We start from the raw sequence: 23,933 nt of genomic DNA, 5'->3' as shown, positions 1-23,933 counted from the left end.
CTGAAAGATCGTCATCAAGTCGAGATTATTATCAGATAGAACTACATAAGTATCGCTGCCGCAGTGAAGAATAACAAAGCCAATGATCGCTATCCTATTAAAATTTAATCGTCTTATAATTGATTTTTAAATACAACCATTGTCTGAAATTAATAATTTTACCTTTTGATAAATTTTTACTTGCTGCACTTAATTATCGATCTCAAATTATTGTGCATACATTTTCAAAAGCATCGGCAGTACCTTTGACGCAGGAACAGAAGATCTACGGAAAGCTACCTCCCGCGCCGAGTTCTCAACGACCCAGCAAATGCCTGCATCATTGGTGATGATTGTCACAGCCGATGGCCCCCAACAATCCTGAGACGGTGGCAAGGAGAAAAGTTGCCGGCGCCAAACAAGACTGCTGGATTAAAGTATAATACATTGATAAATAAAGGGTATTTCTTAGCTAACTGTGACCCGCACCGACCAATTCGGCCAACAACATTCGGTCTGTCTTTTCAAAAGTCGGCATACGAGCCTAGGCTCGCCAATTGAAATACCGACACAAAACTCAACGATGTAAGACATGCCTGTCCTCTTTGACGAGCCTCCCGATACGATACAAGCGATTGCTCCGGGCGCGGTTGACCCGTCCTGATTCAACACGCGGAGGCCAGTGAGATGGCTGACCTGTGTCGAAATGGTCGCACCCGTAAACGAATTAACCCTTCATAAAGCATTTGCTTGCTCAACTTATAATTTGTGTCATGGTCACTGTAAGTAGTGAGGGAGCCGACCTGATGAGTGATATAGCATCGCAGATTCCGGAATTTGGTTACGATGAGCGCGTGATGATCTGCCGGAAGCAGATCGAGAAGGCGGTCTATCAGTTCATTGCAAATACGAAGGTCGAGGGATGCGATCCGGCGGAAGTTGCAATGGCCATCGCAGACATTGCCGACGATTACATTCTGTTGCTGGCCCAGAAGCGCAACCTGACCCATTAAGATGAAGGGTCGGTCGTTAATCGGCTGGTCGTGCAGAAGACATTGAGTGCGAAATCGCGCCGCCTCCCTGCCGGGAGGCAACGTCAGCAAAGCCGCTTACCCATCGCTTGAAACCATCCGTGAGACGGATTTCGAACAGCTTCTGAATAAGGCGCCCGCGGCCGGAAACGAGCCGGGCTTCCCTAGAGCCTTTCCGGGTTAGATTGAAGCATTCTGTTGGCTCAAACGGAGTCGGATGGTCGATTAGGCGGCCCGTTTCAGCCAACCCGAAGCGCCGAAGCATGGGCACATACCAAGCGTGCGTTTCAGCGCGTATCTCACAGCGATTGAAACAAACGGCTCCGTTCGATTGACGACTGCTCGGCTGCGCGCAACCACACGAATAACCCTGAAAATCGAAGCTGATTTTCAGAGTTATCGCGGGTTTAAAGTGATGGAGCGTTCTCGGCGCGGCCTATCGGACGCGCCGTACTAATGACTTCTCACACTCACTTGCGGAACCGGGGAGCTCAATTCAGCCAATTCCCTGGTCAAGCCCTCCCCAACCTCCTGCTTCACTGCCTCAAGCGCAAGGTCGAGGCAATTCGTCGCGAACGGCAGTTTGACGTCCTGAGCGACCTGTCGCGCATAGGCGATCATCCGCGCCAACGCGACGAGCTCTTCCAGACCGTCTTCCGCCCCTTGGTCTGCATCTATCTTGACAACCGATGTCACGCCCATGCCCCATTTCTCCAATGAATTGAAGAAATGATACGCGTGTGGAGGTGAACCAGCCCGTGAAAAAAGCGTGACACAACTCTCGGTGACTATTGCCGGTTTCGGTTCACAATGCAGGGCGCGTGGGGAATGAGGTGTCGTTCAGTTTCCAGGGCAGATCGGCAGTCGAGCGAATGTCGCGGACGTCCTGCACCACCTTCAATAATTCCAAGGCATCGATGCGTTTTTGATCGACGGCATTCGACAGAAGTGCCGCCAGCAGATCCGCACAATCCGGTTCGGCCAGCCCTGCACATTGCTCGACGACCGCCCGCCACGTTCGCTTCTTGAAGAATATCGTGGCTGCGGCATCTTCCAGCTGTTGGCGCAACCGACTTTCCAGCAGTCCGCGATCCTCCATCGTATCGAGCGTTGCGCTGACATTGACGAGCGGTACCGTCAGCGGCTTGCTGCCCAGCGCGCTCGGCGCGTGCGTGAGCGCTACGGCGGCATCGTCGACCAGCCGGCCGGTGCGATAGTCTTCGAAAATGCGGCCGATCCCGATCATGCCGAACGGATGGCATTCGGCAGCGCGCAACGCGCCCATGCTTGCCGCCCCGAGAACCGCGACGCCGAGCGACAAAGCATGGAGAATTTCCTTGTGCCAGACCGGTGCGGCATATTCGAAGCCGCCGTCGATAAGGCCGATGACATTGGCACCCTGCTCCACCGCCGCCAGGACATCGCCTTGCGTGGCGGGCGGCAAGACGCGTATCCCCTCGCCGGCAAGCGACGCCGCATCGGGAAGACTGGGACCTGCGAAAATGAGCTTCAAAACCCTATTGCCCTGGCAAGCGCCCTCGTTCCAAACCGCCGGGCGCGCTCCCCCTCCGGATTTTCGAGCTCGGGAATGACAATCTTGACAACACTGAACGGAAGCGTGTCCTCGCTGAGGCGCACGGCGATCACCGAAACGATCTGTCTGTTTCTGAGTGCGTCGAGCACATACGGCAGCAACTGCGCCAGATCCTGTTGCCGATGTCCTGCCACCCCGTCACTCCAGATAGTGGCAGCGGGCGCTGCGGCAACCGCATCGAAGGCCTGCCGCAGCAGCGGCGGCAGGCGTCGTGAGAAAGTTACGGGAGAAATATCGTCCCTGGCTCCGCTGATGTAGGTCAGACGGGATTGCACGGCTTCCGTCACCGCCCGAATGGCCGCGCGGACGGGAGACGGATGAGCCCCGGTACCGCCGGTCACCTCGACGAGGCGAATGTCCCCAAGCCTAATATCCCCGGCGCCGTGAAGATCCCGGGAGCCCAGAAGGAGGTCCCCAGGACCCAGCATGGCGGTGAAACAGGGGATCCCGATGTCGCTGGTGATATCGAAGAGCCTGAGCGCCAATCCCGAGGTTTCGATCTTGTCGATCAACCCGTTCAGAGCGCCATCCTGAAAGCTGCGGGGATCGGTGCAGCCGGCATAACGATCCGCTTCCGCGCCCACCTGCCACAACACATGGGCGTCACGCTCGATACGCTCCAGGACGCCGTGAAAGATCGCCTCCTCGACATTGTTTCCCGAGGCCAGGCCATCTGACGACATCCAGTATCGCGCGTCACGTGTGCGGTCGAGCACCACCGCTTCAAAGGGGATATAGACCTCCTCGCCGGTGAGGATATTGACGCCGGCGACCCATTCCGTCTCCTCGTCCGGTCCGAGATCGGGTTTATGAAGAGCGGTCAGGCAGTTCAGCGCGTCGGTCGTGTGCCCGATTGCCTGCAGACGGGAAGAGGTGCCGTGGACGAGATCGACGGAGGGTTCCCCGGCGACCGCCCGTTCGAGGGCTTCCATGACGGTGGATACTTTGGCATCGAGATCGGTCAGGCCCTTTCCCTGGGCAATCACGATCGAGCGGGAATTCGGGGCGTATGCGCACCAGACGGGGATTCCGATATCGTCCAGTCCGGTATGTCGCGCAACCCTGGTGATGCCGAACCCGGCCAAAAGAGGTTCGACGCGGGAAAGGGTTTCCCGCGGCGACATGATCCTGTCGGAATATATGGACCGATGCGTCAGAATGCCGGCTCAGCCGTCGACGTGACCGGAAAGGGCAACCTGCGCCGAGGAAACCGCGACGGCGAAGTCGACGCCCTTCACGAATGTGCCGCCGGCCTTGCGCAGGCCGTTTGCAGTCGCCAATTCCCCCGTTGGATTGAGAGGCTTGACCGTACCCGCGTCGAGATCGGCAAGCCAGAGACCCGCCTCACCAGGTATACCTATAATGACAGCTTTCGCCATGTAATGCCCCTCAGCTATTGTTAAAAACCGGCCTTCAGCAGGCCCTCACGATAAAGCTCTTTTTGCCAATCTTCCTTGAAGGGAACGATGGCGAGCCACTTCTCGACGTCGAAGACCGGGTTGATGCTTTCGGCTCGTTGCCGATGGAATAGCGCCCGTTTTCGATCGCCGATCATTGCGCAACTGGCCGCGGCGATGCGATGGGCCGGCGCTTTGTCTTTCATCGCCTCAACATAGGCGATGGCCTCCTCGTACTGCTCCAGGAAGAAGCTCGCTCCCGCAGCGCACCAGAGGTAGGCGTCAGGCGCGATCGGATTGAGCGAAATCGCTCTTCTGATCTTGGCGAGCGCGTCGCCGGGGCGGGATGCATGCACGAGCGTGTCGGCATGGCTGTAGATGACATCGGCAAAATGCGGGCTGAGTTGTTCGGCCAGATCAAGTGCGGCGACACTGGCATCGACATCGCCGAGATAGAGTTTGGTGACGCCGAGCTCGCGATGGCCGGCCGCCGATGCCGGATCCCGCTCGATGGCCCGAAGCGCGTTCTGCTCCGCCAGATGCAGCAGCTCATTGTTTCCCTGCGCTGTCACGAGCCACTCGCTGGTGAAGGTTCTTGCCAGCCCGGTAAATGACGGAGAGAAATCCGCCTTGTGCGACAGCGACTGCTTGAAAGCTTTTCGGGCCCGGCGGATATGCGGCAATGTCAATTTGCTCATCAGGCTCGAGCCGACCAGATAGGCGTGATAGGCCTCAGGATTGGCTTCGAAGCGTAAGCGCTCTTCCTCGTTTTCAGCCAGCTCGCGGGCCACAGACATGGTCAACTGCTGCGCGATCAGCCGTCTCTGACGCGGCAATATATCGGGCGTCATCGTAAAGCGATTGGCCCAGATGATCTCGTCCGTGGGGAAATAAACCAGCTGGGCGAACAATCCCTCTTCGGAAAGCCGTGTATCCAGAAGATAGGCGATCGAGTGACGGGCGACCACGGCAGCCTTCTCGGAGTCGCGGCGGATCTGGCCGGCCGTATGGGGCGCTACGATGGAAATGTTTCTGAGCGCGCAGAGTTCGATCGTCACGTCTTCGATCAGGGCGTTGGCAAGCGCAAGCCCGGCATCGGCATGTTTCGATGTCGGGGGAAGCAGCACCAGCCGAGGTAGGATCAGCGGCGCCTGCGATACGCGTTCGATGTCGGCAGTTGTCTCACCGCCGGCCTCGGAACGCTTCACCTGCACCCTGGCATGGCCGTCGCCGTTCGGCAATCTCTCGCTGAGGGACGAACCGCCGGATAGCCGGTGCAGCAAGGCTCTGACCTGCTCGTCATTCGGATCCCGTTCGAGGATCTGCAGGGCGGCGCCGGAAATGGAGCGCGCAGCGCCGGGCTTTTGCGCATCCGGCAACGCATCCAGCAATGCCTGCCGCAATTGCAGCGCCTGAGCGTCCCGTTGCGCTCTGATCCAGGCGTCTATCAGCTTTGTCGCTGGTTTGATATTTCCGATGAACCCACGCTGGGTCAGTTCGGTGATCGCGTTCAGCCGCTCCAGCGGCGAACCGCCGGCGCGAAAAATATCGAGATCGCTGGAAACCGCCTGCGTGTTGAGACGAACCGTGGTGGCGGTGAAATCGAAGGGAATTTCGGCGCGTCCGCCGTCTGTCTCGCGGATGCGGGAAAGCAGTTTGCGCAGATTGAGCCGCGCCAGCTCGGATTCGACGTCATTCCATAGAAACTGAGCCAATTCATAACGGCTGAGTTCATGGCTCGCGCCGGCATAGAGATGGGCCATCATCAACAGGCCCTTGATCGGATAGCGAACCGGGTCGCCATTCGCCTCGATCAACCGCAGATCGCCGAATGTCTGCAGGTGGAGCACGATCCGTCCTCAGCTGTTCACAACCGAATCCTGCAGCTCACTGTCGCTGTCAGGCAATCCCGCGACGGCCAGGCTTTTGGCCAACGCCACCAGCTTTTGCCTGATATTCGGGTCTTCGATGGCGATGAATGCCTTGTTGAGCGCCAGCCCCTCCTTCGAGGACAAAAAGCTGTTCAATTCATTCGTCGCGCCGTCGATCGGTCCGGCGCCGCCGTTCTCGAAGAAAAAGCCGACGGGAACGCGAAGAATCTCGGATATGCGCTGAAGACGGCTGGCGCCTATTCTATTCGTTCCCTTTTCGTATTTCTGGATCTGCTGGAAGGTAATGCCCAGAAGTTCGGCCAAGCCGTTCTGAGTCATCCCGAGCGTCTTTCGCCGAACGCGCACGCGGTTGCCAACATAGACATCAATGGAATTCGGCGATTTAGCCTTCATGTGAATAAGTCTCCCGCTTTATCAGCACGCCCGGCTGTATAATGGAGAGTTTAAGCAAGAATGCAACTAAAAGTAAATATTTCGTAAGGATTTTTTCAGCAGCTCACACAGTAAAAAACAACCTGTGGATTATCGAAGCGGCGCCATTTGGTGCGGGTGCACCCGCGCGCGCTATCGCGCACTTCGCAGCGGATGAATGCTATCCAAAATCACTACCGCTCCAACACCCTCTCTGAGAGGTTTTTGCGCAACGGCGATCATCGACTTGGCGAAAACGGGAATTCTTCCGACATACTCAAAACGAACATTGTCGAAGCCGGCATCCAGCAGCAGCGTGCTCAGCGTGTTTTTCGACCAGAACTTGATATGCCCAATGACAAGGCACAAAGGTGCCCAATTGCCGACAAGAAGCCAAAGATATTTAACGGATAAATGTATACTGCTGGATTTAGACAGCCCGATCGAAACCCCTTCTCGCGCGCCGGAGAAGACAAGCTTGCCCGATAATTCGTCGTCCGCATATGCGAAACAGCCGGTGGGGAAACCGCGGGTTCCCGTGGTCTTCTGGTTGCTGCTGACGATTTCGCTCTCGCTGGTCATGGGAACGGTCCTGCTTTCCAACAACATGAAACACTTAAAGACGGTTAGCCATTATTTTGGCTTCGATCTCTTTCCCCAGGAGGTCAGACCGCCTCCCCCCAAAGCCCTTCCGCGCCCCACACCATCGGCCACCTTCACGCTTCCACTGCATATCATCGAACCGCCGATGGTACAGACCGCGTCGACTTTCCTGCGGACATGGCGGATATCCGGCGCGGCAATGTGTGCGGCGCTGCGCAATGCCGGCATCGAAACCAGCGATTGGGCGGCGGCGAGTTTCAACGCCGATACATTTGAATGCTTTTTCGAGCAGAGCGGCAAGCGGGAGAAGGATCAGCTCCCGAGCTCCATCTTCGTCATCGTTCGCGGTGACGCCGCCGGCACGATCAACAATATGCGCGTGAAAATCATCAATCCCGAGACCGATGAAAATGGCCAGCTCGATCCCGGCATTCTGCGAATTTTCGAAATCATGCTGCAGCAACCGCAATGGCTCGATTTTCACCAGACCCTGAACGCGATCAAGAATCTGAAGGACATCAAGGAAGACGGCTTCGGAGCCAGTATCGGCTTCACCCGCGAGGTACTCAATCCCGGGAATTACAACTTCACGCTCTCGCTGGATGCGACTTCAGGACCTCAGAAAAGTACCAGAAATTATTTTTCCGGCAGAAGATGGCTGCCGTTGCCGGACCCCGCAGTCGAGATCGACAGCGCGCAACCGGAATCAGTCTCCAAACCTCCCCATACCGAAGCGCCGGCTGAAAGTCAGGAACATCGGCATTAGGTCTTCGGCTTCATGCCACGCACGGGCTGATCACGCCATGTGACTCGCATCGTCGTGATGTCTGGCCATTATCTTGTAGAGCTCTTTCAAACTGTCCGCACTCGGCCGTTCGGTGCTGTCCCCACCCGCCAGACGCCAGACACGCTCGACATTGAGGTCCTGCGTGACTTGCGCAAGGTCTTCGTTCAGCGAGCGAATGACGACCTCCGATCGGCGCAACCGCCACGACATTCTGACCAGCGCTGCGAAGGGGAGGAAAATGATGCCGATGATGCCGAGAACAAGGGCTGCGAACTGCCAGTCATCGAGGAGAGACAGACCGTTTCGAACGGTCGCCATAAAAAAAACGGCATTTTGAAATGCCATGTGAAAATAGCTCATCAGATAGCTGGACCAATCTTCCATCACGAGCGCCCTCCCCGAGCGGTTTATATCTTGGAATATGCTGAAAAGTCTAGCAGACACCAACAATATCCCCTGCCGGGAAAGTATATTTTAGGTTGCATTACTCTGCTGAATTGAACGCGAATCTCGTGATGGATCGGTGCCGACGAGTCCGGCCTTTCAAATTCCACCGCGGACATTAAAAAAGCTAACAGTGAGAGATAGAATGAATAGAAGACGTTTCCTCGCCTCGGTTCCGCTCGCTCTGTTGTATGTCCGTACGGGCCAGGCCCTGGCACAAGTGCCTGCCGCTGCAGGGCTGCGTGTCCTTGCCGACAGGAAGTCGTTCCGATTCGGATCGGCAATCGACCTGCAAAACATCAACGATCCAATCGCCGCCGAGATCTACATCGACAACGTCAATTCAATAACGCCGCGAAACGAACTGAAGTGGAGTGCGACGGAAAAGAGACCGGGTGTTTTCAGCTTCGGCAGCGCCGACCGTATGGTTGCATTTGCGCGCAAAAACAACATGAGGGTTTATGGCCATACGCTGATCTGGTATCGCGTCCCAGGCTGGGTGTCTGATATCACCGACGCAAAGACCATTCAGGCGACCATGAACCGTCATATAAAACAGGTTGTCACTCGCTATAAGAACTCGATCGATGCTTGGGATGTGGTAAACGAACCGTTGGAGTATGATGCACCGGATCTGCGGGATTGTGTTTTCCGACGCCTTCTTGGCGACGATTATATTCGTATGAGTTTCGACATGGCGCACCAGGCCAATCCGGGCGCGACGCTGGTGCTCAACGAAACGCATCTGGAAAAAAAATCCGACGTGTTCGAACAGAAGCGCGCGCGCATCCTGAAAATCGTCGAGGATCTCATCGCCAAAAAAACGCCGATCAATGCAGTGGGTCTGCAGGCGCATTTCCGCCCCGGCCTCGACCGGATCGATCCGGAAGGAATGGGGCGCTTCTGCGCGGCGCTGAAGGACATGGGTGTCGGCGTTTTCATCACCGAACTGGATGCGTCCTGTCACTTCCTGAACCGCGACAAAGCCTTCACGCCGGCATCCTACGCCGACATTTTCAGCGAGGTGATCACCGTCGCGGCCGAACATGGCGACTTGAAAGGCGTGACGGTATGGGGCATGTCGGAAAAGTACGGCGAGCCCGATGAGAAGGCGACCGATCCCGCTGCGGCTTGCACGAAGCGCGTTAATCTCTACGACGAAAACAATGCGCCAAGAAGTGCAGTTGATGGGATCCGGCGGGCAATAGAGGCGATGTGATGCGCAAGACAACGGAGACGCGAACAGATTCATGAAAAAAGCCGTTATTTATGTGGAAAAATTTTTGCCTGCCAGCCAGGCATTTGTTCTCAACCAGGCGGTAGCGTTTCGTTCTTTCGAAGCTGAAATCCTTGCTGGCTCGCGAATTTCTTCGGCCCACACAAAAAAATCCACTGTTCCGGTTCATGACATCCGTCGGTCGCCCGTTGCACGGGCCGGTGAACTGCTTCTGAAAATCCCGCAGATCGGCCTTCCCTTCCTCTTTCCCGCGATCGGCAAAGCCGATCTCGTTCACGCTCATTTTGGCAAGAACGGCTATGTCATCGGTCCATTGGCGCGCGCTGCCGGCAAGCCGCTGGTCACAACGTTCCACGGCTTCGATGCCACCTATCGCGGCGACCCGAAAAAGCCGGGCGGCTTCAATCAGGTGCGTTTCTTCGCCAAGGGCCGGAGCGAGATGGCCGGCTGGAACAGCTGGAACATCGCCGTTTCCGATTTCATCCGCGACCGGCTGCTGGCGCTCGGCTTTCGTGCCGAACGTGTCTATCGCCATCACATCGGCATCGATCTCGATCTCTTCAAAATGGAGCCCCGTCCCCGAAAAAAAGGGCTCGTGGTTTCAATTGCCCGCTTCGTCGACTATAAGGGCCATCGTTTCATGATCGATGCGCTTTCGCGTGTGGCTGCTGCCGGCACCGCGGTCGAATTCGTCATGGTCGGCCAGGGTCCCTTGAAGGAGGAAATCGAAGCACTGGCGCGTCGTTCCTTGCCAAGCGTCACGATCCATGAAAATCTGTCGCAGACTGAGATAAGAGACCTGCTCGCCAGTGCGGAGCTTTATCTCCATGGAAGCGTGACCCTCGACAATGGTCACGCCGAAGCTTTCGGCCTCGCCAATCTCGAGGCGGAAGCCGTCGGTACCCCGGTCGTCGCATTTCGCTCGGGAGGCGTGGGCGAAGCGATCGAAGAGGGGAAAACTGGTTATCTCGTGGAGGAGCGGGATGTCGCGGGAATGGCCGAGGCAGTCGGAAGGCTGCTCAACGACCAGGATCTGTGGACAGCCTTTAGCGCGCGGGCACCGCTTCTGGTGGCCGAGCGTTTCGACTTACGTCGCCAAACGGGGATGCTCGAGGACTATTACAGTTCCGTGCTAGACGAATTTTCCAGCCGGGGTCGGACTTGATGGTGCAGACAGGAAAAAAGCCGAAGTGGGGACTGAATGTATTTCGGCCGCTGCGGAACAGCATTGTGACGGCCAAATGGCTCTACTATACGAAGTTCTGGGGAATGGACATCGATCCGACGGCAAGCTTTTCCTTGAGCGTTCGTTTCGACAAGACCAACCCGAAGGGATTGCATATCGGCGCGGAAACTTACGTCGCCTTTGAGGCTGCGATTCTCACCCACGATCTCACACGCGGGCTCTACCTCCACACGAGGATCGGCAAGCGCTGCTTCATCGGCGCCCGCAGCATCATTCTGCCCGGCGTCGAGATCGGCGACGAATGTGTCATCGGCTCGGGCTCGGTGGTGACCAAGAACGTGCCGCCGCGCTCGCTCGTGGCGGGCAATCCGGCAAAGATTATCCGCAGCGACATCAAGATCATTTCGCGTTACGGACGCATGGCACGCGAAGACGAGACGGTCTCGCAGATCGTGACGCACTTGCCGACTGGAGAAGCACGATGAAGATGTTTGCCTACCGGGGGAAACACGAGAATTTTGGCGACGAACTGAACCATTGGCTCTGGGAGCGTCTGCTGCCCGGCTTCTTCGATGAGGACGAAAGCCAGCTCTTTCTCGGCATCGGCTCGATCCTCTACGACAATTTCGACCCGAACATGCAGAAGATCGTCTTCGGCTCGGGTTACGGCGGCTACACCAACCCGCCGAAAGTCGACGGCAACTGGACCTTCTATTTCGTGCGCGGAAAGAAGACCGCCGAGGTCCTCGGCATCGACCCAAGCTACGCCATCGGCGATTCGGGCATCCTGACGCGCAGCTGCTGGGATGCGAAAAGCATCGAAAAGCGTTACCCGGTCTCCTTCATGCCGCACTACGAAAGCGCCATGTACGGCAGTTGGGATAAGGTCTGCGAGCTCGCCGGCATTCACTATATCGATCCGCGCTGGCCGGTGGAAAAGGTTCTGACCGAAATCAGCGCATCGCATAAAGTGGTCTCCGAGGCGATGCATGGCTGCATTATCTCAGACGCGCTGCGCGTTCCCTGGCGGGCGATCCGGCCGATCGCGCCGGGGAACCGAGCCAAGTGGTACGATTGGGCAAGTGCGCTTGATCTGGAGATCGACTTCGACCCGATCGGCCCGTCAAACGTCGTCGAAGCAGGCGCATCACTGGTACGGAATAACACCTATCTTTTGAAGAACATAACGTTCCGCCACCGCCGCATCCGGCAGCTCACCGGCAATTATGTCTTCGGGTCGACGGTCAAGACGCTGCAGCGGGTAGCAGAGAAGCCGGGACAACTGAGTTCCGACGAGTCCATGGTAAATGCGCACAACAGAATGCTGCTGGAACTGGATCGGCTGAAGCAGGATTTTTCCAAGAAAACGGCAAGCGTCCTGTGACCCTGCAAACGCGATTCGTGACGAGGCGATAAGGCATGATCCTTTCTAACTTCATCAACACCCTCTCTTCCCGCAAGGGGGAGAAGTACTTTGGATGGGCGCTCGGCCCGCTTCAACGGTCAATGTCCTTGACGTGCGGAGCCGTTCGACCATGAGCAGTGTTACCGACCGGCTGATCCAGGGCAGCATGTGGCTGAGCCTGTCCCGCGCCATCGTCAACGCGCTTTCGGCGCTCAGCACCTTCGTTCTCGCCTGGTACCTCGCACCGTCCGATTTCGGTCTCGTTGCCATTGCAACGACGATCCAGGTCATCTTGAGTTCCGTCACCGAACTCTCGCTCAATCAGGCGCTCATCCGCCACGAGGACCCGAGCGAGGTTCATTTCAGCGCGGTTTGGACGCTGAGCGTGACAAGGAGCGCGATCCTGGCTTTGCTGTTTGCCGCCAGTGCCTTTCCAATTGCCGAATTTTATAACGAGCCCCGGCTGACAAGCGTCATGCTTGCTTTGAGTTTCAGCCTGCTCCTGAGCGGCCTGGCCAATCCACGTCGCGTCATGCTCCAGCGTGATCTGATCTTCTGGCAGGAATTCGTTCTCAACGTATCGCAAAAGCTGGTCGGCTTCGTCGTGACGGTGGCAATCGCTGCGATCTACCAGAGCTATTGGGCTCTCGTTCTCGGCACCCTCGCCTATCAGATTACCAATATCATCGTTTCCTATACCGTCTTGCCGTTCTGGCCGCGCGTAACCTTCCGGCATGCGCGGGAATTGTTTTCGTTCTCGCTTTGGCTGACGGCAGGACAGATCGTCAACACGCTGAACTGGCGGATCGAGTATCTGCTGATCGGCAAGATGTTGGGCGCCACGCAGCTAGGCCACTATACCGTCGGCAACACCCTTTCGACGCTGCCGACCCGTGAGGCCACGGCACCGTTGAACCAGACGATTTATCCGGGCTTTTCCAGAGTACGCAACGACCCGGTCCGGCTGATCGCAGCCTATCAGCGCGCGCAGGCGCTTTTGGCTGCAGTGGCGCTTCCGGCTGGAATCGGCATGGCGGTCGTGGCTGATCCGATGATGCGGCTCGCCTTGGGAGAGAAATGGATTCCCGCCATCTTTATCGTCCAGGCGCTCGCATCGGTCTTTGCTCTGCAGACGCTCGGTTCACTCGTCCAGCCGTTGGGCATGGCAAAGGGTCATACCAAGTTGCTGTTCATCCGCGACGCCCAGATGCTGGTGGTCCGCGTTCCCATCATCATCGTCGGCCTGATGATTGCCGGACTTCCAGGCGTCGTCTATGCGCGTGTGTTGACGGGTTTGATTTCCACCGCGGTCAATATGCTTCTCGTCAAGCGATTGATCGGCCTGCCGTTCTTCCAGCAACTCGGGGCCAACTTCCGCGCGCTTGCCAGCGTCGCATTGATGGCCGCCGGCGTCTGGGGACTGTCGCATGTCCTGAACATGCCGACCGATAAGCTGGGCCTGGCTCTCCATCTGGCCATACTGGTCATCAGCGGCGGTATTCTCTATGTCGGTTCCAGCTTTGTCCTTTGGCTCGCGATGAAGAAGCCAAATGGGCCGGAAACCGAAGTTCAGCGTATCTTTGTCAAGTTCCTGTCAAAAGCCAAACGTATGGCCTTACCCAAGTCGGCCTAAAAGCTAAAACGAACATAAACAAGAGAGGCAGAATGACCAGCCAATCCAGAACGGAGCTGATCGCAAAACTTAATGGTATGATCCATGATTGCCTGAAAGACTATGTCTCACGCGATGAACCGCTTGCAATCCTCGATTTCCCCGACATCCGCAATTGCGGCGACTCCGCAATCTGGCTGGGTGAAATGGCCTATCTGAAGGATCGCTTCGGCAAACGCCCGGATTATGTTTGCAGAACGGCGGACTTCTCCGCGGATGAGCTGAAAAAACGTGTACCGACCGGTCCGATTTTCATTCATGGCGGCGGCAATTTCGGCGACATCTGGGTTTCCCATCAGGATTTCCGCGAAGCCATCATGGAGCGTTTCCCGGATCGGCAGATCGTCCAGTTTCCGCAGTCTATCCACTACAGTTCACCTGAGCGCATCGAGCAATCCGCACGCGCCATCGCGCGTCATAAGAATTTCGTTCTGCTCGTGCGCGATGAAGAATCGAAGGAATTTTCCGAGAAACACTTCGACTGCACCGTCCGGCTATGCCCCGACATGGCCTTCGCCATCGGGCCGCTGCCGGACAGGGCAACGCAAATTTCCGTCCTCGCCATGCTGCGAGAGGATGCGGAACGGGTTGGCGGCACCGATCGCAAGATCCCTTCCGATATTCCGGTGGAAGATTGGATCACCGAGTCGAAACGCAAGGTTGATATCGCCAAGAAGTTGGGGGCAGCTTCGGCTTTCCTGGCACTGAAGCCGAGCGAAGTGGCATTGCGCAAGCTGGACGCCGCAGCGCACAACCGCTTCGAGCGTGGCATCAGCCAGATTTCACGCGCCCGCGCCATCGTCACCGATCGCCTGCATGTCCACATCTGCTCGCTGCTGCTTGGCCGGCCGCATGCCGTATTGGACAACAGCTACGGAAAGATCCGCCGCTTCATGAATGCCTTCTCCGGCGGGACCGACCTTTCATACAAGGCAACGTCGCTTGAAGATGGAATCGAGTGGGCGCGTCACCAGGCCGGGCAAGGAGCGCGCGGATGACAGAGACGCTGCGCGTTTGCAGGATCAGGAGGTAATCCGATGACACTTGTCACCTTCATTATCCCGGTCCGACATCAGGACAATGCCCGCGACTGGAGCAGGCTGAAGGCAAATCTGACCCAGACCGTGGCTTCCATTTCCAACCAGACCAATGGGGACTGGCGCGGCATCATCGTGGCAAACGAAGGCGCCGATCTGCCTGAGCTGCCGGAAAAATTCTCCGCCGTGCGTGTCACCTTTCCGCCGAACGACCTGCATGAGCTTGGAAAGGGCAGCAAGGAAGACTTCCTTGATGCCTTCCGGGCAGACAAAGGCCGGCGCGTTCTGAGCGGCATGTTGACCGCCAGGGACAGTCGCTTCTTCATGATTGTCGATGACGACGATTTCGTCAGTTCGCGAATCGTTCAACACGCGTCCGAAAATCGGGACGCCAACGGATGGACGATCGACCATGGTTATATCTGGGACGATGGCGGCAACTTCCTGTTTGGCCACGACGACTTCAGCCATCTCTGCGGCACCTCGTTGATCATTCGTGCCGATCTCTACGAACTGCCGCAACGCTTTGAGGATGCTTCGCTCGACTGGATCAAGTCGATGCTGGGCAGCCATGTCCGCATAGCGGATATTCTTGCGCAACGGGGAGCGCCGCTCACGAAGCTTCCCTTTCGCGGGGCGGTCTATCGGGTCGCCCACGGGGGATCGCATAGTCAGGCACCGAGCCTGCTGCGACAGTATTTCCTGAACCGCGGCGTACTCACCAAACCGCGGCGGTGGTTGCGCAATCTTCGTAAGCTGAGAATGGTCGGCGAGGGTCACAGGCGCGAGTTTTTCGGTAAGACACGGTCGAACCCCGCGTAAGCGCCGATCCCATTCGAACATCGCACAGGCAGTCAAAATATGAAGCTTTTCTCTTTCGACTTCACCAAGAGGGTTGATAACTGATGTCGGATCTATTGGTCAGCGTGCTCTTTTCATCCTACAATGGTGCCAGCCGCCGGCTGCGCCATACTTTGGATTCCTTGGTGCGCCAGGAGCTTCCCCATGATCGATGGGAATTGATTGCTGTCGACAACAATAGCAATGACGATACGTTTGATCTTTTGGAAACCTATAGCGACAAGCTTCCCATCACCATCCTGCAACAGCGCAAGCCGGGAAAGTCCGGCGCGCTGAATTTGGCCTTGGATCGGGTGAAGGGGGATCTCGTCGTCTTTACGGACGACGATGTTCGTGCCGAACCGAACTGGCTGAAAGCGATCGTCGACTGCGCCGCAGCCCATCCGAGTTATGGCGTCTTCGGCGGCAGAATCGTCCCTGAATGGGAGAAAGAACCAAAAGACAGGTTTATCGAATGGATTCCGATGGGATCCACCTTTGCGATAGTCGATGACACCCAAAGCGGACCGTGTGACCCGACGAAAGTCTGGGGCCCGAATACGATCGTCCGGCGAGAGCTGCTCGGAACAAGCGTGCGCTACCGCGAAGATATCGGCCCTCTTCCCGGAAAGATTTTTGCCATGGGTGAAGATGCGGAAATTATCATTCGCCTGGCGGCCAATGGCGCCAAGTCCTATCGATGCGCCGAGGCCGTGGTCCATCATTGGATTCCGGCATCGAGCGTGACGGAGGATTGGGTACAGAAAAGAGGCGAGCGGCTTGGCTACGGCATGCCGGCGCTCTTTCCCGACGAGGTGCCTGGAGGGGTAAGGTTAAGCGGAGTTCCGCTTCCGACCTGGATCGAAAGCGCACAATGGGCCTTCCGGGCAGCAATGCTTTATCTCCTGCCGCGATCGAAGAAACGTTTCTGGGCGATCTGGAAATATTATTACATGCGTGGCTATCGCGCCGGAATTCGCCGATACGTTTCTCAGACGATGACGCAGTAATCGATTGCATAGGAGGCAGTAATTTGAAACTCTCGGTGCTCATCAAAAATTTATGGCAGTATTTGCGCCCACGCATCGACAGCGTTCTATCGCAGGCCCAAGGCATCGGTAAAGGCGTGACCCGAATCGCACAGGGAAGCGATCCGACCGAAATGAGGTCCGGAGCATCAAATGAGCAAAGTCAAGGTTACAATACTGTTCTCAACTTATAACGGCGAGAAGACTTTGCCAACGATGCTTGACGCACTGTGCGCTTCAACCCTACCGAAGGAAGAATGGAAAATCGTTGCGGTCGACAACAACAGCAGCGACGACACTGCAGCAGTCTTGAATTCCTATAAGGAGCGGCTTCCGCTGGAAGTTTATTTTGAGCCAAAACAAGGTAAGCAGTACGCATTGACTTTGGGCTTCCGCCATCTGGAGGGCGAACTCGTCATTTTAACCGATGACGACGTCATTCCCGCGCCGGATTGGATCGAGCAGTTTCTCACCTTGGCAGATCAGCAGCCACAGTTTGCCATATTCGGCGGCTTAATCACGCCCGAATGGGAGGAAAGGCCTGCACCGTGGTTAGTCAAGTATGGGCATCTGGGGATTCTTTATGCGCTAAATGGCGGTCTACCCGAGGGGCCGATTTCAGCGGCATTGATATCGGGGCCGAATTCGGCCTTCCGTCGTTCCATTTTAGGATCCAGCTATATCGTTCACGACGGCCTCGGCCCCGATGCCACTGTCGCTCAGTTCCCCATGGGTGAGGATACTGCTTTCGCTCTCAGGTTGGAGAAGAATGGAGCCAAGGCTTTTCACTCGCGGCATCCCGGGGTTCGGCACATTGTCAGGAAGGGCTATGTGAACGAAGGCTGGGTTTTGCGCCGCGGCGAGCGTTATGGCATGGGCTTGGTTATCGTTCGGCCGGACCTCTTCGACAGAAAAACGAAAATTGGCGGTCTGCCCATCGCTAGCGCCTTGAGATGGCTTCTAATGGTGCCGGCCAGCGTCGTCGTCAAGAGATTTCCGCCAAGCGGGGTTCGCTTCAAATTGCTCTGGGCGCAGTCGGTAAGACAGGGGATCCTGCGCCAATTTCTCAAGCAGCGATCTACGATGAATAAAACGATCTACTCTCAGGTCGGTGCCAAATGACGAAAGTACTAAACCGCGGCATCGACAGGAAGTGCTCCACCTGCGGAGGCAGCGGGCAGGATTTTCGCACGTCAGGAGGCGAGTGGTTTTGATGACGGATCCGAGAATTAGTGTCATCTTTTCGTCCTTCAACGGCGCCAGCAGACGGCTTCAACAGATGCTGGATTCGATGTTGGGGCAAAACCTTCCAGTCGAACAATGGGAACTGATTGCCGTCAACAACAACAGTAAAGACGAAACACAGGAGCTTCTCGATCAATATGCAAAGAAGCTTCCAATTGTTGTTGTTAATCATACCCGCCCAGGCAAATCAGGAGCTATGAACGCAGCTCTGGCGATAGCTCGAGGAGCGCTGATCGTTTTTACGGACGACGACGTCGAGGCAGATGCGAACTGGTTGAGTTCGATCGCTGCATGCGCGGAGGCGAACCCGGATTTCGGCGTTATCGGCGGCCGAATTCTTCCAAATTGGGAGCATTATCCCCATGGGGATCCGCTGTTAGACTGGATTCCCATGGGATCAACCTTCGCCATATCCGACCAGGAATCCAGTGGCCCATGCGATCCGACAAAAATTTGGGGTCCGAACACGACCGTGCGTCGCGAATTGCTTGGCAGCAATGTTCGATTCCGCGAAGATATCGGGCCGCTTCCAGGAGGTCTTTTCGCAATGGGAGAGGATACGGAAATTGTCAGCCGCCTATCCCGAAGCGGCGTGAAAACCTATCGGTGCGCCGAGGCCATTGTTCATCATTGGATTCCAGCCTCTAGCGTGACAGAGGCTTGGGTACAGAAGCGTGGGGAACGTCTTGGCTATGGAATGCCAGCGCTCTTCGCCGAGGATATTCCAAAAGGTATAAGGATCGCGGGAATCCCCTTAAGAACCTGGATCGAGAGCGCCAACTGGGCGGTTCGGGCAACCCTCCTTTATCCGTTGCCGCGATCAAAGAAGCGGTTCTGGGCCATCTGGAAGTGCTATTACATGCGTGGCTACCGCGCCGGACTTCGCCGATACGCACCGGCAGTAAATCATTCTGGTCGACTAGCGCAGGAGGTCGTGCATTGAAATTATCGGTGCTTATCAACAATTTCAATTACGGCCAGTATTTGCGCCCATGCATCGACAGTGTTCTGTCGCAGGTCTATCCCGACTTCGAAGTGATCGTGGTCGACGATGGCTCCACCGATGATTCCCAAGAGATTCTTGCCTCCTATGGCGATCGGATCCTGACCGTGTTGAAGGAAAATGGTGGCCAGGCCTCGAGCTTCAATGCGGGTTTTGCGGCCGCAAGCGGTAATATCCTTTTTCTCCTCGATGCCGATGATGCGTTTCTGCCCGGCAAACTCGCCCGCATCGCCGAGATCTACGATCGCAACGAGATCGACTGGTGCTTCGACCGCGTGACGACCGAGGAAAGCGACCAGCCTCCTGCGGAGCTGCAGGTGACGCTGTTCGACAAGCGGGATACGCTGCGCAGAGGCGGCTTTCCCTCGCTTCCTGTGCCGACCTCCGGCTTGAGCTTCCGCCGCGATCTGCTGTCTCAGATCCTGCCAATGTCTGTCGCGAAAGACGTCGTCCTCAGCGACAATTACATCAAGTTTGCAGCCGCTTATCTGGGTCGCGGCGCCATAGTCGAAACACCGCTGACGTTTCAGCGCATTCATGGGTCGAACCGGTACACGGGCACAAGCAGGGCAAAGACGCTGCGCCCGCGGATCATGATCGCGACTGGGCTCGAACTGGCACGCCGCTATGACGGGCTGCAGGCACTCGGCAAGAGCCTCGTGGCCGGCGGAATTGCCGAAACGACATCGCTTCTGAAGCTCCGGGGCGAAGCTCGCAACACGGTGGCCGGCGGTCCGTTCGGCGATGCTGCCGCGACCGAAGTGGCCTTGATGGCGGCGCGCAAGCGTTTGGGAAATATGCTGCGGAGAGGACAGTCATGAATCAGCAAGAGACTTTTCCGCATTCATCCGTCGGCACAGAAGCAGGCGCCGTACCGCTGAAGATTGCCGTCGGTGTGCTGACCTATCGGCGCCTCGACGGGATCGCCAAGCTGCTTGACGTCATGACGCGCCAGGTCAGGCATCCGGCTCGCCCCTATCATCTCACCATGGTGATCGTGGATAATGATGCGGCGGGCAGCGCGAGGACCACGGTAGAGAGCTTTGGCCAAACAGGTGCCTACGACCTGATCTACGTCATCGAACAAAACCAGGGCATACCCTTTGCACGCAATCGCGCACTGGATTCGGCACCTCCAGGCACTGACCTCCTCTGCTTTCTCGACGATGACGAATGGCCGGTCGACGGCTGGCTGGATGCGATGCTGGAGACACGGGAGAAAAACCGCGCCGATTGCGTCTATGGCCCCGTCCAACCGGTCTATCCCGAAAACCCGCCGGAATATTTCATCAAGGCAAGGGTGTTCGAGCGCAAGAAGAACAAGGACGGTCAACGCATTTCTTATGCGGCATCGAACAACGTCATGTTCGACTATCCCCTGATCCGTTCATGGAATCTGCGTTTTGAAGAGAAGATGCGCTTCACCGGGGGCACGGATTATCTTTTCTTCAACCAAGCCATCCGCCGTGGCATGCAGGTCTTCTGGGCTGACAAAGCGCTTGTCCATGATATCGTTCCGGCCAGCCGGATGACCTGGAAATGGGTATTGCAAAGACAATACCGGCTTGGCAATACCTTCGCAGTCAGCGAGGTCCTGCATGGCAACCTCAAGCGCCGGATCTATCGCGCCGCCTATGGCGCCACGAGAGTTGTGCTTGGGCTGGTCATGCTGCCGGCGATCTTGATTTCACCCTATTGGGGCATGCGAGCCCTCACCCACGTTCTGCGCGGCGCGGGCATGGTTAATGGGATTCTCGGACATGCATACCAGGAATACAAGCCTAATGCCGCTCTCTGATATTGTTTGCGCGAGCGCCCTTGGAAGAGTTCGGACCCCTATTATGTTCCAGTTGAAAACATCACAAGTGATTGGCTGTCTATGAACTTCAAGGCTTCAATCAACCGGGCCAAAAATGGTACACTTCTGCTGAACTATCGTGACACAATCGCTGTTCGAACAGAACGGTTTTCGCCCTTATCCATCGGTCAAATATAGGAGATGCCTGTCTATGACTGAGAAAAAATTGAAGGTTCTCGCTGCCTCGTCAGGAGGCGGCCACTGGGAACAGCTGATGGCCATGCGCGGCGCATTCGAGGGCTGCGATATCGTCTTTGCAACGACCATCCCGGGACTGCTTGCAAAATACGACATTCGGGGCGGACTAGTCCTTCCCGATTGCAGCCGCGACTCGATTACAATGTCGATTCGGTGCTTTTTCACCGCCTTCTCCATCGTCATCAAGCACAGGCCCGACGTCATCATCTCGACCGGTGCCGCACCCGGCCTTTTTTGCCTGCTGGCCGGCAAATTGACGGGCAAGCGGACGATCTGGATCGATAGCGTCGCCAATGTCGAGAAACTGTCTCTATCGGGTAAACTGGCCGGCCATATTGCGACGCTCTGGCTCACGCAATGGCAACATCTGTCGAGGCCGGATGGCCCCCATTACGCAGGAGCTGTCCTTTGATCCTTGTCACCGTCGGAACGCAGCTGCCGTTTGATCGCCTCGTCAAGGCTGTCGACACCTTCGCAAACGAACTGTCGAAACCGGTTCTGGCGCAGATCGGCAAGGGCACTTACACGCCACAGAATATGAAATGGATCAAGAATATCGAGCCCAAGGACTTTGACAAAGTCTTTCGCGATGCAAGTGTCATCGTCTCTCATGCGGGAATTGGCACTGTGCTTACGGCCAAGCGTTTTGGGAAGCCGATCATTCTCGTTCCCCGACAGGCGGCTCTCGGTGAGCACCGAAACGATCATCAGCTCGCCACCGTGAGCCAGCTCGTGGGCCGGCCGGGCATCTATGTCGCACACACCGATGACGATCTCCGGAACTATCTGCTCGAAGAGCTGGATAGCCCATCTCACGAAGATTCGTCGGAGGCCGGCCGGGCTTCACTGGTGACCTACCTGAAAAACTATATTACGGCAGTCTGACCCCGAGAGCCGTCATAGACTCTGACGCTTACGAGCGAATTTCATTCTCCGCAATTGTTGCCGGCGATACGTTTGACAAGCTCAGGCGCAATGATTTTGGAGGCTATGTCGGGCAGAGGATGCACGCCATCAGGAATTGCCGTGGCCAGGTCATCCGGCGTCAGACGCTCCCAGTTGGGCCGGTGGTCGACAAACTCCAGACCACGTTTTTGCGCCTCCGCCTGATGTGCGGAGACATAACTGTCGACAAAGGGACGGATTAGCCCACGCAATCCTGAAAACGGATTCATGGCCATGACGATGATCCGCGCTTGCGGCAGGCGCTGATGGAGCTGGTCGAGGATGTCGCCGATATTCTTTCGGCTTTGCGCAAGCGACACGAACCGATGCAATGTCGCATCATTGGCATAGAGCTCAATCAGGATGATATCCGGCTGCTCGGCAACGACGCGATCAATCTGGTTCAGAGCCCACAGTGACGTTTCACCGCTTTTTGCAACGCTCTCGACCTTCACCGGCTTCTGCAGGCAGGCTGCAAGCTCTGTCTCAAGGGCAGGCTGCCATCCCCCACGCGCCGTCAAGGATGTTCCGAAGGCCACTATTTTCAGCGGCAGAGGACTATCGGCATAGCCGTTCCTGACCGCCGAAAGCATTACCAGACACACCAGAAACAGCACCAGTCCATGGGCCGGTCGCCTCTCAGTCGGCACCGCTCGCCAAAACTGCAAACATATCATGAGGAGACCTTGCAGCAGGCTTGAGACAATTTCGTGAAATGGTCGCGCATGCCTGTTCGAGCAATGCGAAACCATCCAATCCCCATCCTGGTAGATGACAACGGCTGCTTTGAAACGTCGAGGCTCTTAACGACGTGAAACAGCCGCCAATCACTCCTGGCGAAATACGTGCTGCATCTGATCGGTCAGCGGCTTCGTCAGATAGGATATCACGGTCCGGTCGCCGATCTTGATGAAGACCTCCGCCGGCATGCCGGGATAGAGCTTTATCGTCTTCATCCTGGCAATGCTTTCAGCTTTCGGCTTGACGCGCAGGGGATAGTAGCTGATGCCGGTGCGCTCATCCTTGACGATATCGGGCGCGATCGAGGTAATCTCGCCGCTCACATCAGGCGTCGTGCGTTGATCGAAAGCGCTGAAACGCACATCGACGGACTGGCCGACGTGAACCTGGTCAATATCGCGGGTGGCGACTTTCGCCTCGACCGTAAGCTCGTTATTTTCGGGAACGACGAGCATCAACGTCTGACCGGGATCGATGACACCATTGACGGTGTGAACCGAAAGTTCGTGAACTCGCCCAGTCAACGGTGCGGTAATGTCGAGACGGTGCAGCTGATCGACTGCGGTTCCGCGGCGCTCTTCATATTCGGCGATCTGCGCCTCGACGTCGGTCAGGTCCTTTGCAATCTCCGAACGACGATCCTCATCCAGCTGGATCGACTGGCGATCGATCTCGATTGCCTTACCCTCGGCCTCCGCCTTAGCTGCGATTTCCTGGCCGCTGTTGCCCTGAAGATCGGCGCGGGCGCGCTTGAGCGTATTCAAACGCTGAAGCGTGACGAGGCCCTTCTTGTAGAGCGTATCAATGCCCTCGAGCTCCTGTTCGATCAAGCCCAAGGCATCGTTGGTGGCATTGATCTGAACGACCAACCCCTTTACCTGCTCGCCCAGTTGGTCCTTGCGCGATGCCAACTGGCTCTTCATTCCGATAAGCGCCGTCCTGCGACTGTCGAACAGCTTCTGCTCGCCATCGAGAAGCTTCTCTGCGGAGGTGCTGGATGTCAGATCCCTGATGTTTTCCTCGACCTCGAACGAATCTGCCCCGATTCGTTCCGCCTTCAGACGGGCGCGGCGCGCATAAAGCTGCGCGAGCGTGCTTTCCACAATCGAGAGATTCGCTCTTGTCGTCGTCCCATCGAGCCGTATCAGCACCTGCCCGGCTGTCACATGGTCGTTTTCGGAAACCAGCAATTCCGACACGATACCACCTGTTAGGTGCTGGACCTTCTTGACATCGCCGTCGACGACGATCACGCCCTCGCCGATGACGGCGCTCGAAAGCTCTGTCGTCGCCGCCCAACCGCCAATGCCGCAAACGAGGGCTATCGACAACACACCGACAACGGCAACATGCCGATTGAGGGAGCGTTTCGATTCACTGATAACTTTGCTCACAATCTT

At 56.7% G+C, this 23,933-nt stretch carries 25 protein-coding genes and 1 pseudogene; 16 read left to right on the top strand and 10 right to left on the bottom strand.

Annotated features, from left to right (window positions below):
• The first annotated feature begins 785 nt into the window (after positions 1–785).
• Positions 786–992: a hypothetical protein gene (locus tag GR198_RS01180; protein ID WP_003542083.1), complete on the top strand. Its 207-nt coding sequence runs from the start codon at positions 786–788 to the stop codon at positions 990–992.
• A gap of 471 nt (positions 993–1,463) precedes the next feature.
• On the opposite strand, the gene GR198_RS01175 is transcribed toward GR198_RS01180, so the two are convergent.
• The 7 genes and pseudogenes from GR198_RS01175 to GR198_RS01145 form a co-directional block, all read right to left on the bottom strand.
• Complete coding sequence (locus GR198_RS01175) at positions 1,464–1,712, bottom strand: hypothetical protein (RefSeq protein WP_003542090.1); 249 nt, start codon at positions 1,710–1,712, stop codon at positions 1,464–1,466.
• Between the two features lie 103 nt (positions 1,713–1,815).
• On the bottom strand, positions 1,816–2,523 hold the full coding sequence (locus GR198_RS01170) for a TfuA-like protein (protein ID WP_029872352.1): 708 nt from the start codon (positions 2,521–2,523) through the stop codon (positions 1,816–1,818).
• Complete coding sequence (locus tag GR198_RS01165) at positions 2,520–3,728, bottom strand: YcaO-like family protein (RefSeq protein WP_164067005.1); 1,209 nt, start codon at positions 3,726–3,728, stop codon at positions 2,520–2,522. Before GR198_RS01165 ends, GR198_RS01170 begins: the two co-directional genes overlap by 4 nt.
• A 42-nt stretch (positions 3,729–3,770) precedes the next feature.
• Complete coding sequence (locus tag GR198_RS01160) at positions 3,771–3,983, bottom strand: hypothetical protein (protein WP_029872354.1); 213 nt, start codon at positions 3,981–3,983, stop codon at positions 3,771–3,773.
• A 20-nt stretch (positions 3,984–4,003) separates the two neighbouring features.
• Positions 4,004–5,851 carry a peptide antibiotic resistance protein gene (locus GR198_RS01155; RefSeq protein ID WP_164067003.1) on the bottom strand — a complete coding sequence of 616 codons (1,848 nt, stop codon included), beginning with the start codon at positions 5,849–5,851 and terminating at the stop codon, positions 4,004–4,006.
• Between the two features lie 9 nt (positions 5,852–5,860).
• On the bottom strand, positions 5,861–6,286 hold the full coding sequence (locus GR198_RS01150; protein WP_003542102.1) for a helix-turn-helix domain-containing protein: 426 nt from the start codon (positions 6,284–6,286) through the stop codon (positions 5,861–5,863).
• Between the two features lie 171 nt (positions 6,287–6,457).
• Positions 6,458–6,658, bottom strand: a pseudogene (locus GR198_RS01145) (class I SAM-dependent methyltransferase); the annotation flags it as partial.
• Positions 6,659–6,782: 124 nt separating this feature from the next.
• On the opposite strand from GR198_RS01145, the gene GR198_RS01140 reads away from it, so the two are divergent.
• Positions 6,783–7,673, top strand: a complete 891-nt coding sequence (locus GR198_RS01140; RefSeq protein WP_029872357.1) for a DUF6030 family protein — start codon at positions 6,783–6,785, stop codon at positions 7,671–7,673.
• Between the two features lie 30 nt (positions 7,674–7,703).
• Here GR198_RS01140 and GR198_RS01135 read toward each other — a convergent pair whose 3' ends face one another.
• A complete protein-coding gene (locus GR198_RS01135) occupies positions 7,704–8,144 on the bottom strand; it encodes a hypothetical protein (protein WP_029872358.1) in 441 nt (146 codons plus the stop codon).
• Positions 8,145–8,283: 139 nt separating this feature from the next.
• On the opposite strand from GR198_RS01135, the gene GR198_RS01130 reads away from it, so the two are divergent.
• From GR198_RS01130 to GR198_RS01065, 14 genes are all read left to right on the top strand, one after another.
• Positions 8,284–9,357 (top strand): endo-1,4-beta-xylanase, encoded by a 1,074-nt coding sequence (locus GR198_RS01130; protein ID WP_029872359.1) that lies wholly within the window; start codon positions 8,284–8,286, stop codon positions 9,355–9,357.
• A gap of 31 nt (positions 9,358–9,388) precedes the next feature.
• A complete protein-coding gene (locus GR198_RS01125; RefSeq protein ID WP_029872360.1) occupies positions 9,389–10,540 on the top strand; it encodes a glycosyltransferase in 1,152 nt (383 codons plus the stop codon).
• Positions 10,540–11,046 (top strand): acyltransferase, encoded by a 507-nt coding sequence (locus GR198_RS01120; protein ID WP_003542119.1) that lies wholly within the window; start codon positions 10,540–10,542, stop codon positions 11,044–11,046. Before GR198_RS01125 ends, GR198_RS01120 begins: the two co-directional genes overlap by 1 nt.
• The gene (gene pssM, locus GR198_RS01115; protein ID WP_011653111.1) at positions 11,043–11,945 is read left to right on the top strand and encodes an exopolysaccharide glucosyl ketal-pyruvate-transferase; all 903 of its coding nucleotides are present in this window, start codon (positions 11,043–11,045) and stop codon (positions 11,943–11,945) included. The genes GR198_RS01120 and pssM overlap by 4 nt, the downstream gene beginning before the upstream one ends.
• Before the next feature lie 151 nt (positions 11,946–12,096).
• Entirely contained in the window at positions 12,097–13,599 is a 1,503-nt protein-coding gene (locus GR198_RS01110) for a lipopolysaccharide biosynthesis protein (RefSeq protein WP_029872361.1), read from the top strand.
• 32 nt (positions 13,600–13,631) lie between these two features.
• Positions 13,632–14,636, top strand: coding sequence for a polysaccharide pyruvyl transferase family protein (locus GR198_RS01105; RefSeq protein WP_003542122.1), 1,005 nt, complete (start codon positions 13,632–13,634; stop codon positions 14,634–14,636).
• A gap of 39 nt (positions 14,637–14,675) precedes the next feature.
• Positions 14,676–15,497: a hypothetical protein gene (locus GR198_RS01100; protein ID WP_029872362.1), complete on the top strand. Its 822-nt coding sequence runs from the start codon at positions 14,676–14,678 to the stop codon at positions 15,495–15,497.
• Positions 15,498–15,580: 83 nt separating this feature from the next.
• Positions 15,581–16,525, top strand: a complete 945-nt coding sequence (locus GR198_RS01095) for a glycosyltransferase (RefSeq protein WP_003542124.1) — start codon at positions 15,581–15,583, stop codon at positions 16,523–16,525.
• A gap of 171 nt (positions 16,526–16,696) precedes the next feature.
• Entirely contained in the window at positions 16,697–17,665 is a 969-nt protein-coding gene (locus tag GR198_RS01090) for a glycosyltransferase (protein WP_029872363.1), read from the top strand.
• 91 nt (positions 17,666–17,756) lie between these two features.
• Positions 17,757–18,731 (top strand): glycosyltransferase, encoded by a 975-nt coding sequence (locus GR198_RS01085; RefSeq protein WP_029872364.1) that lies wholly within the window; start codon positions 17,757–17,759, stop codon positions 18,729–18,731.
• A complete protein-coding gene (locus GR198_RS01080; protein ID WP_029872365.1) occupies positions 18,728–19,612 on the top strand; it encodes a glycosyltransferase family 2 protein in 885 nt (294 codons plus the stop codon). Before GR198_RS01085 ends, GR198_RS01080 begins: the two co-directional genes overlap by 4 nt.
• Positions 19,609–20,589 (top strand): glycosyltransferase family A protein, encoded by a 981-nt coding sequence (locus GR198_RS01075; RefSeq protein WP_029872366.1) that lies wholly within the window; start codon positions 19,609–19,611, stop codon positions 20,587–20,589. Before GR198_RS01080 ends, GR198_RS01075 begins: the two co-directional genes overlap by 4 nt.
• 211 nt (positions 20,590–20,800) lie before the next feature.
• Positions 20,801–21,259, top strand: coding sequence for a glucuronosyltransferase (locus GR198_RS01070; RefSeq protein ID WP_011653119.1), 459 nt, complete (start codon positions 20,801–20,803; stop codon positions 21,257–21,259).
• Positions 21,256–21,732, top strand: a complete 477-nt coding sequence (locus tag GR198_RS01065; protein WP_029872367.1) for a glycosyltransferase — start codon at positions 21,256–21,258, stop codon at positions 21,730–21,732. Before GR198_RS01070 ends, GR198_RS01065 begins: the two co-directional genes overlap by 4 nt.
• A 41-nt stretch (positions 21,733–21,773) precedes the next feature.
• Here GR198_RS01065 and GR198_RS01060 read toward each other — a convergent pair whose 3' ends face one another.
• Positions 21,774–22,469 carry an SGNH/GDSL hydrolase family protein gene (locus GR198_RS01060; protein ID WP_029872368.1) on the bottom strand — a complete coding sequence of 232 codons (696 nt, stop codon included), beginning with the start codon at positions 22,467–22,469 and terminating at the stop codon, positions 21,774–21,776.
• Between the two features lie 150 nt (positions 22,470–22,619).
• Entirely contained in the window at positions 22,620–23,927 is a 1,308-nt protein-coding gene (locus GR198_RS01055; protein WP_029872369.1) for an HlyD family type I secretion periplasmic adaptor subunit, read from the bottom strand.
• Between the last annotated feature and the right edge of the window lie 6 nt (positions 23,928–23,933).

The sequence above is a fragment of the Rhizobium leguminosarum genome (genome assembly GCF_010668065.1).
GTDB lineage: Bacteria > Pseudomonadota > Alphaproteobacteria > Rhizobiales > Rhizobiaceae > Rhizobium > Rhizobium leguminosarum_S.
The sequence above is the reverse complement of the archived record's forward strand: the minus strand, read 5'-3'. Positions and strand labels throughout refer to the sequence as shown.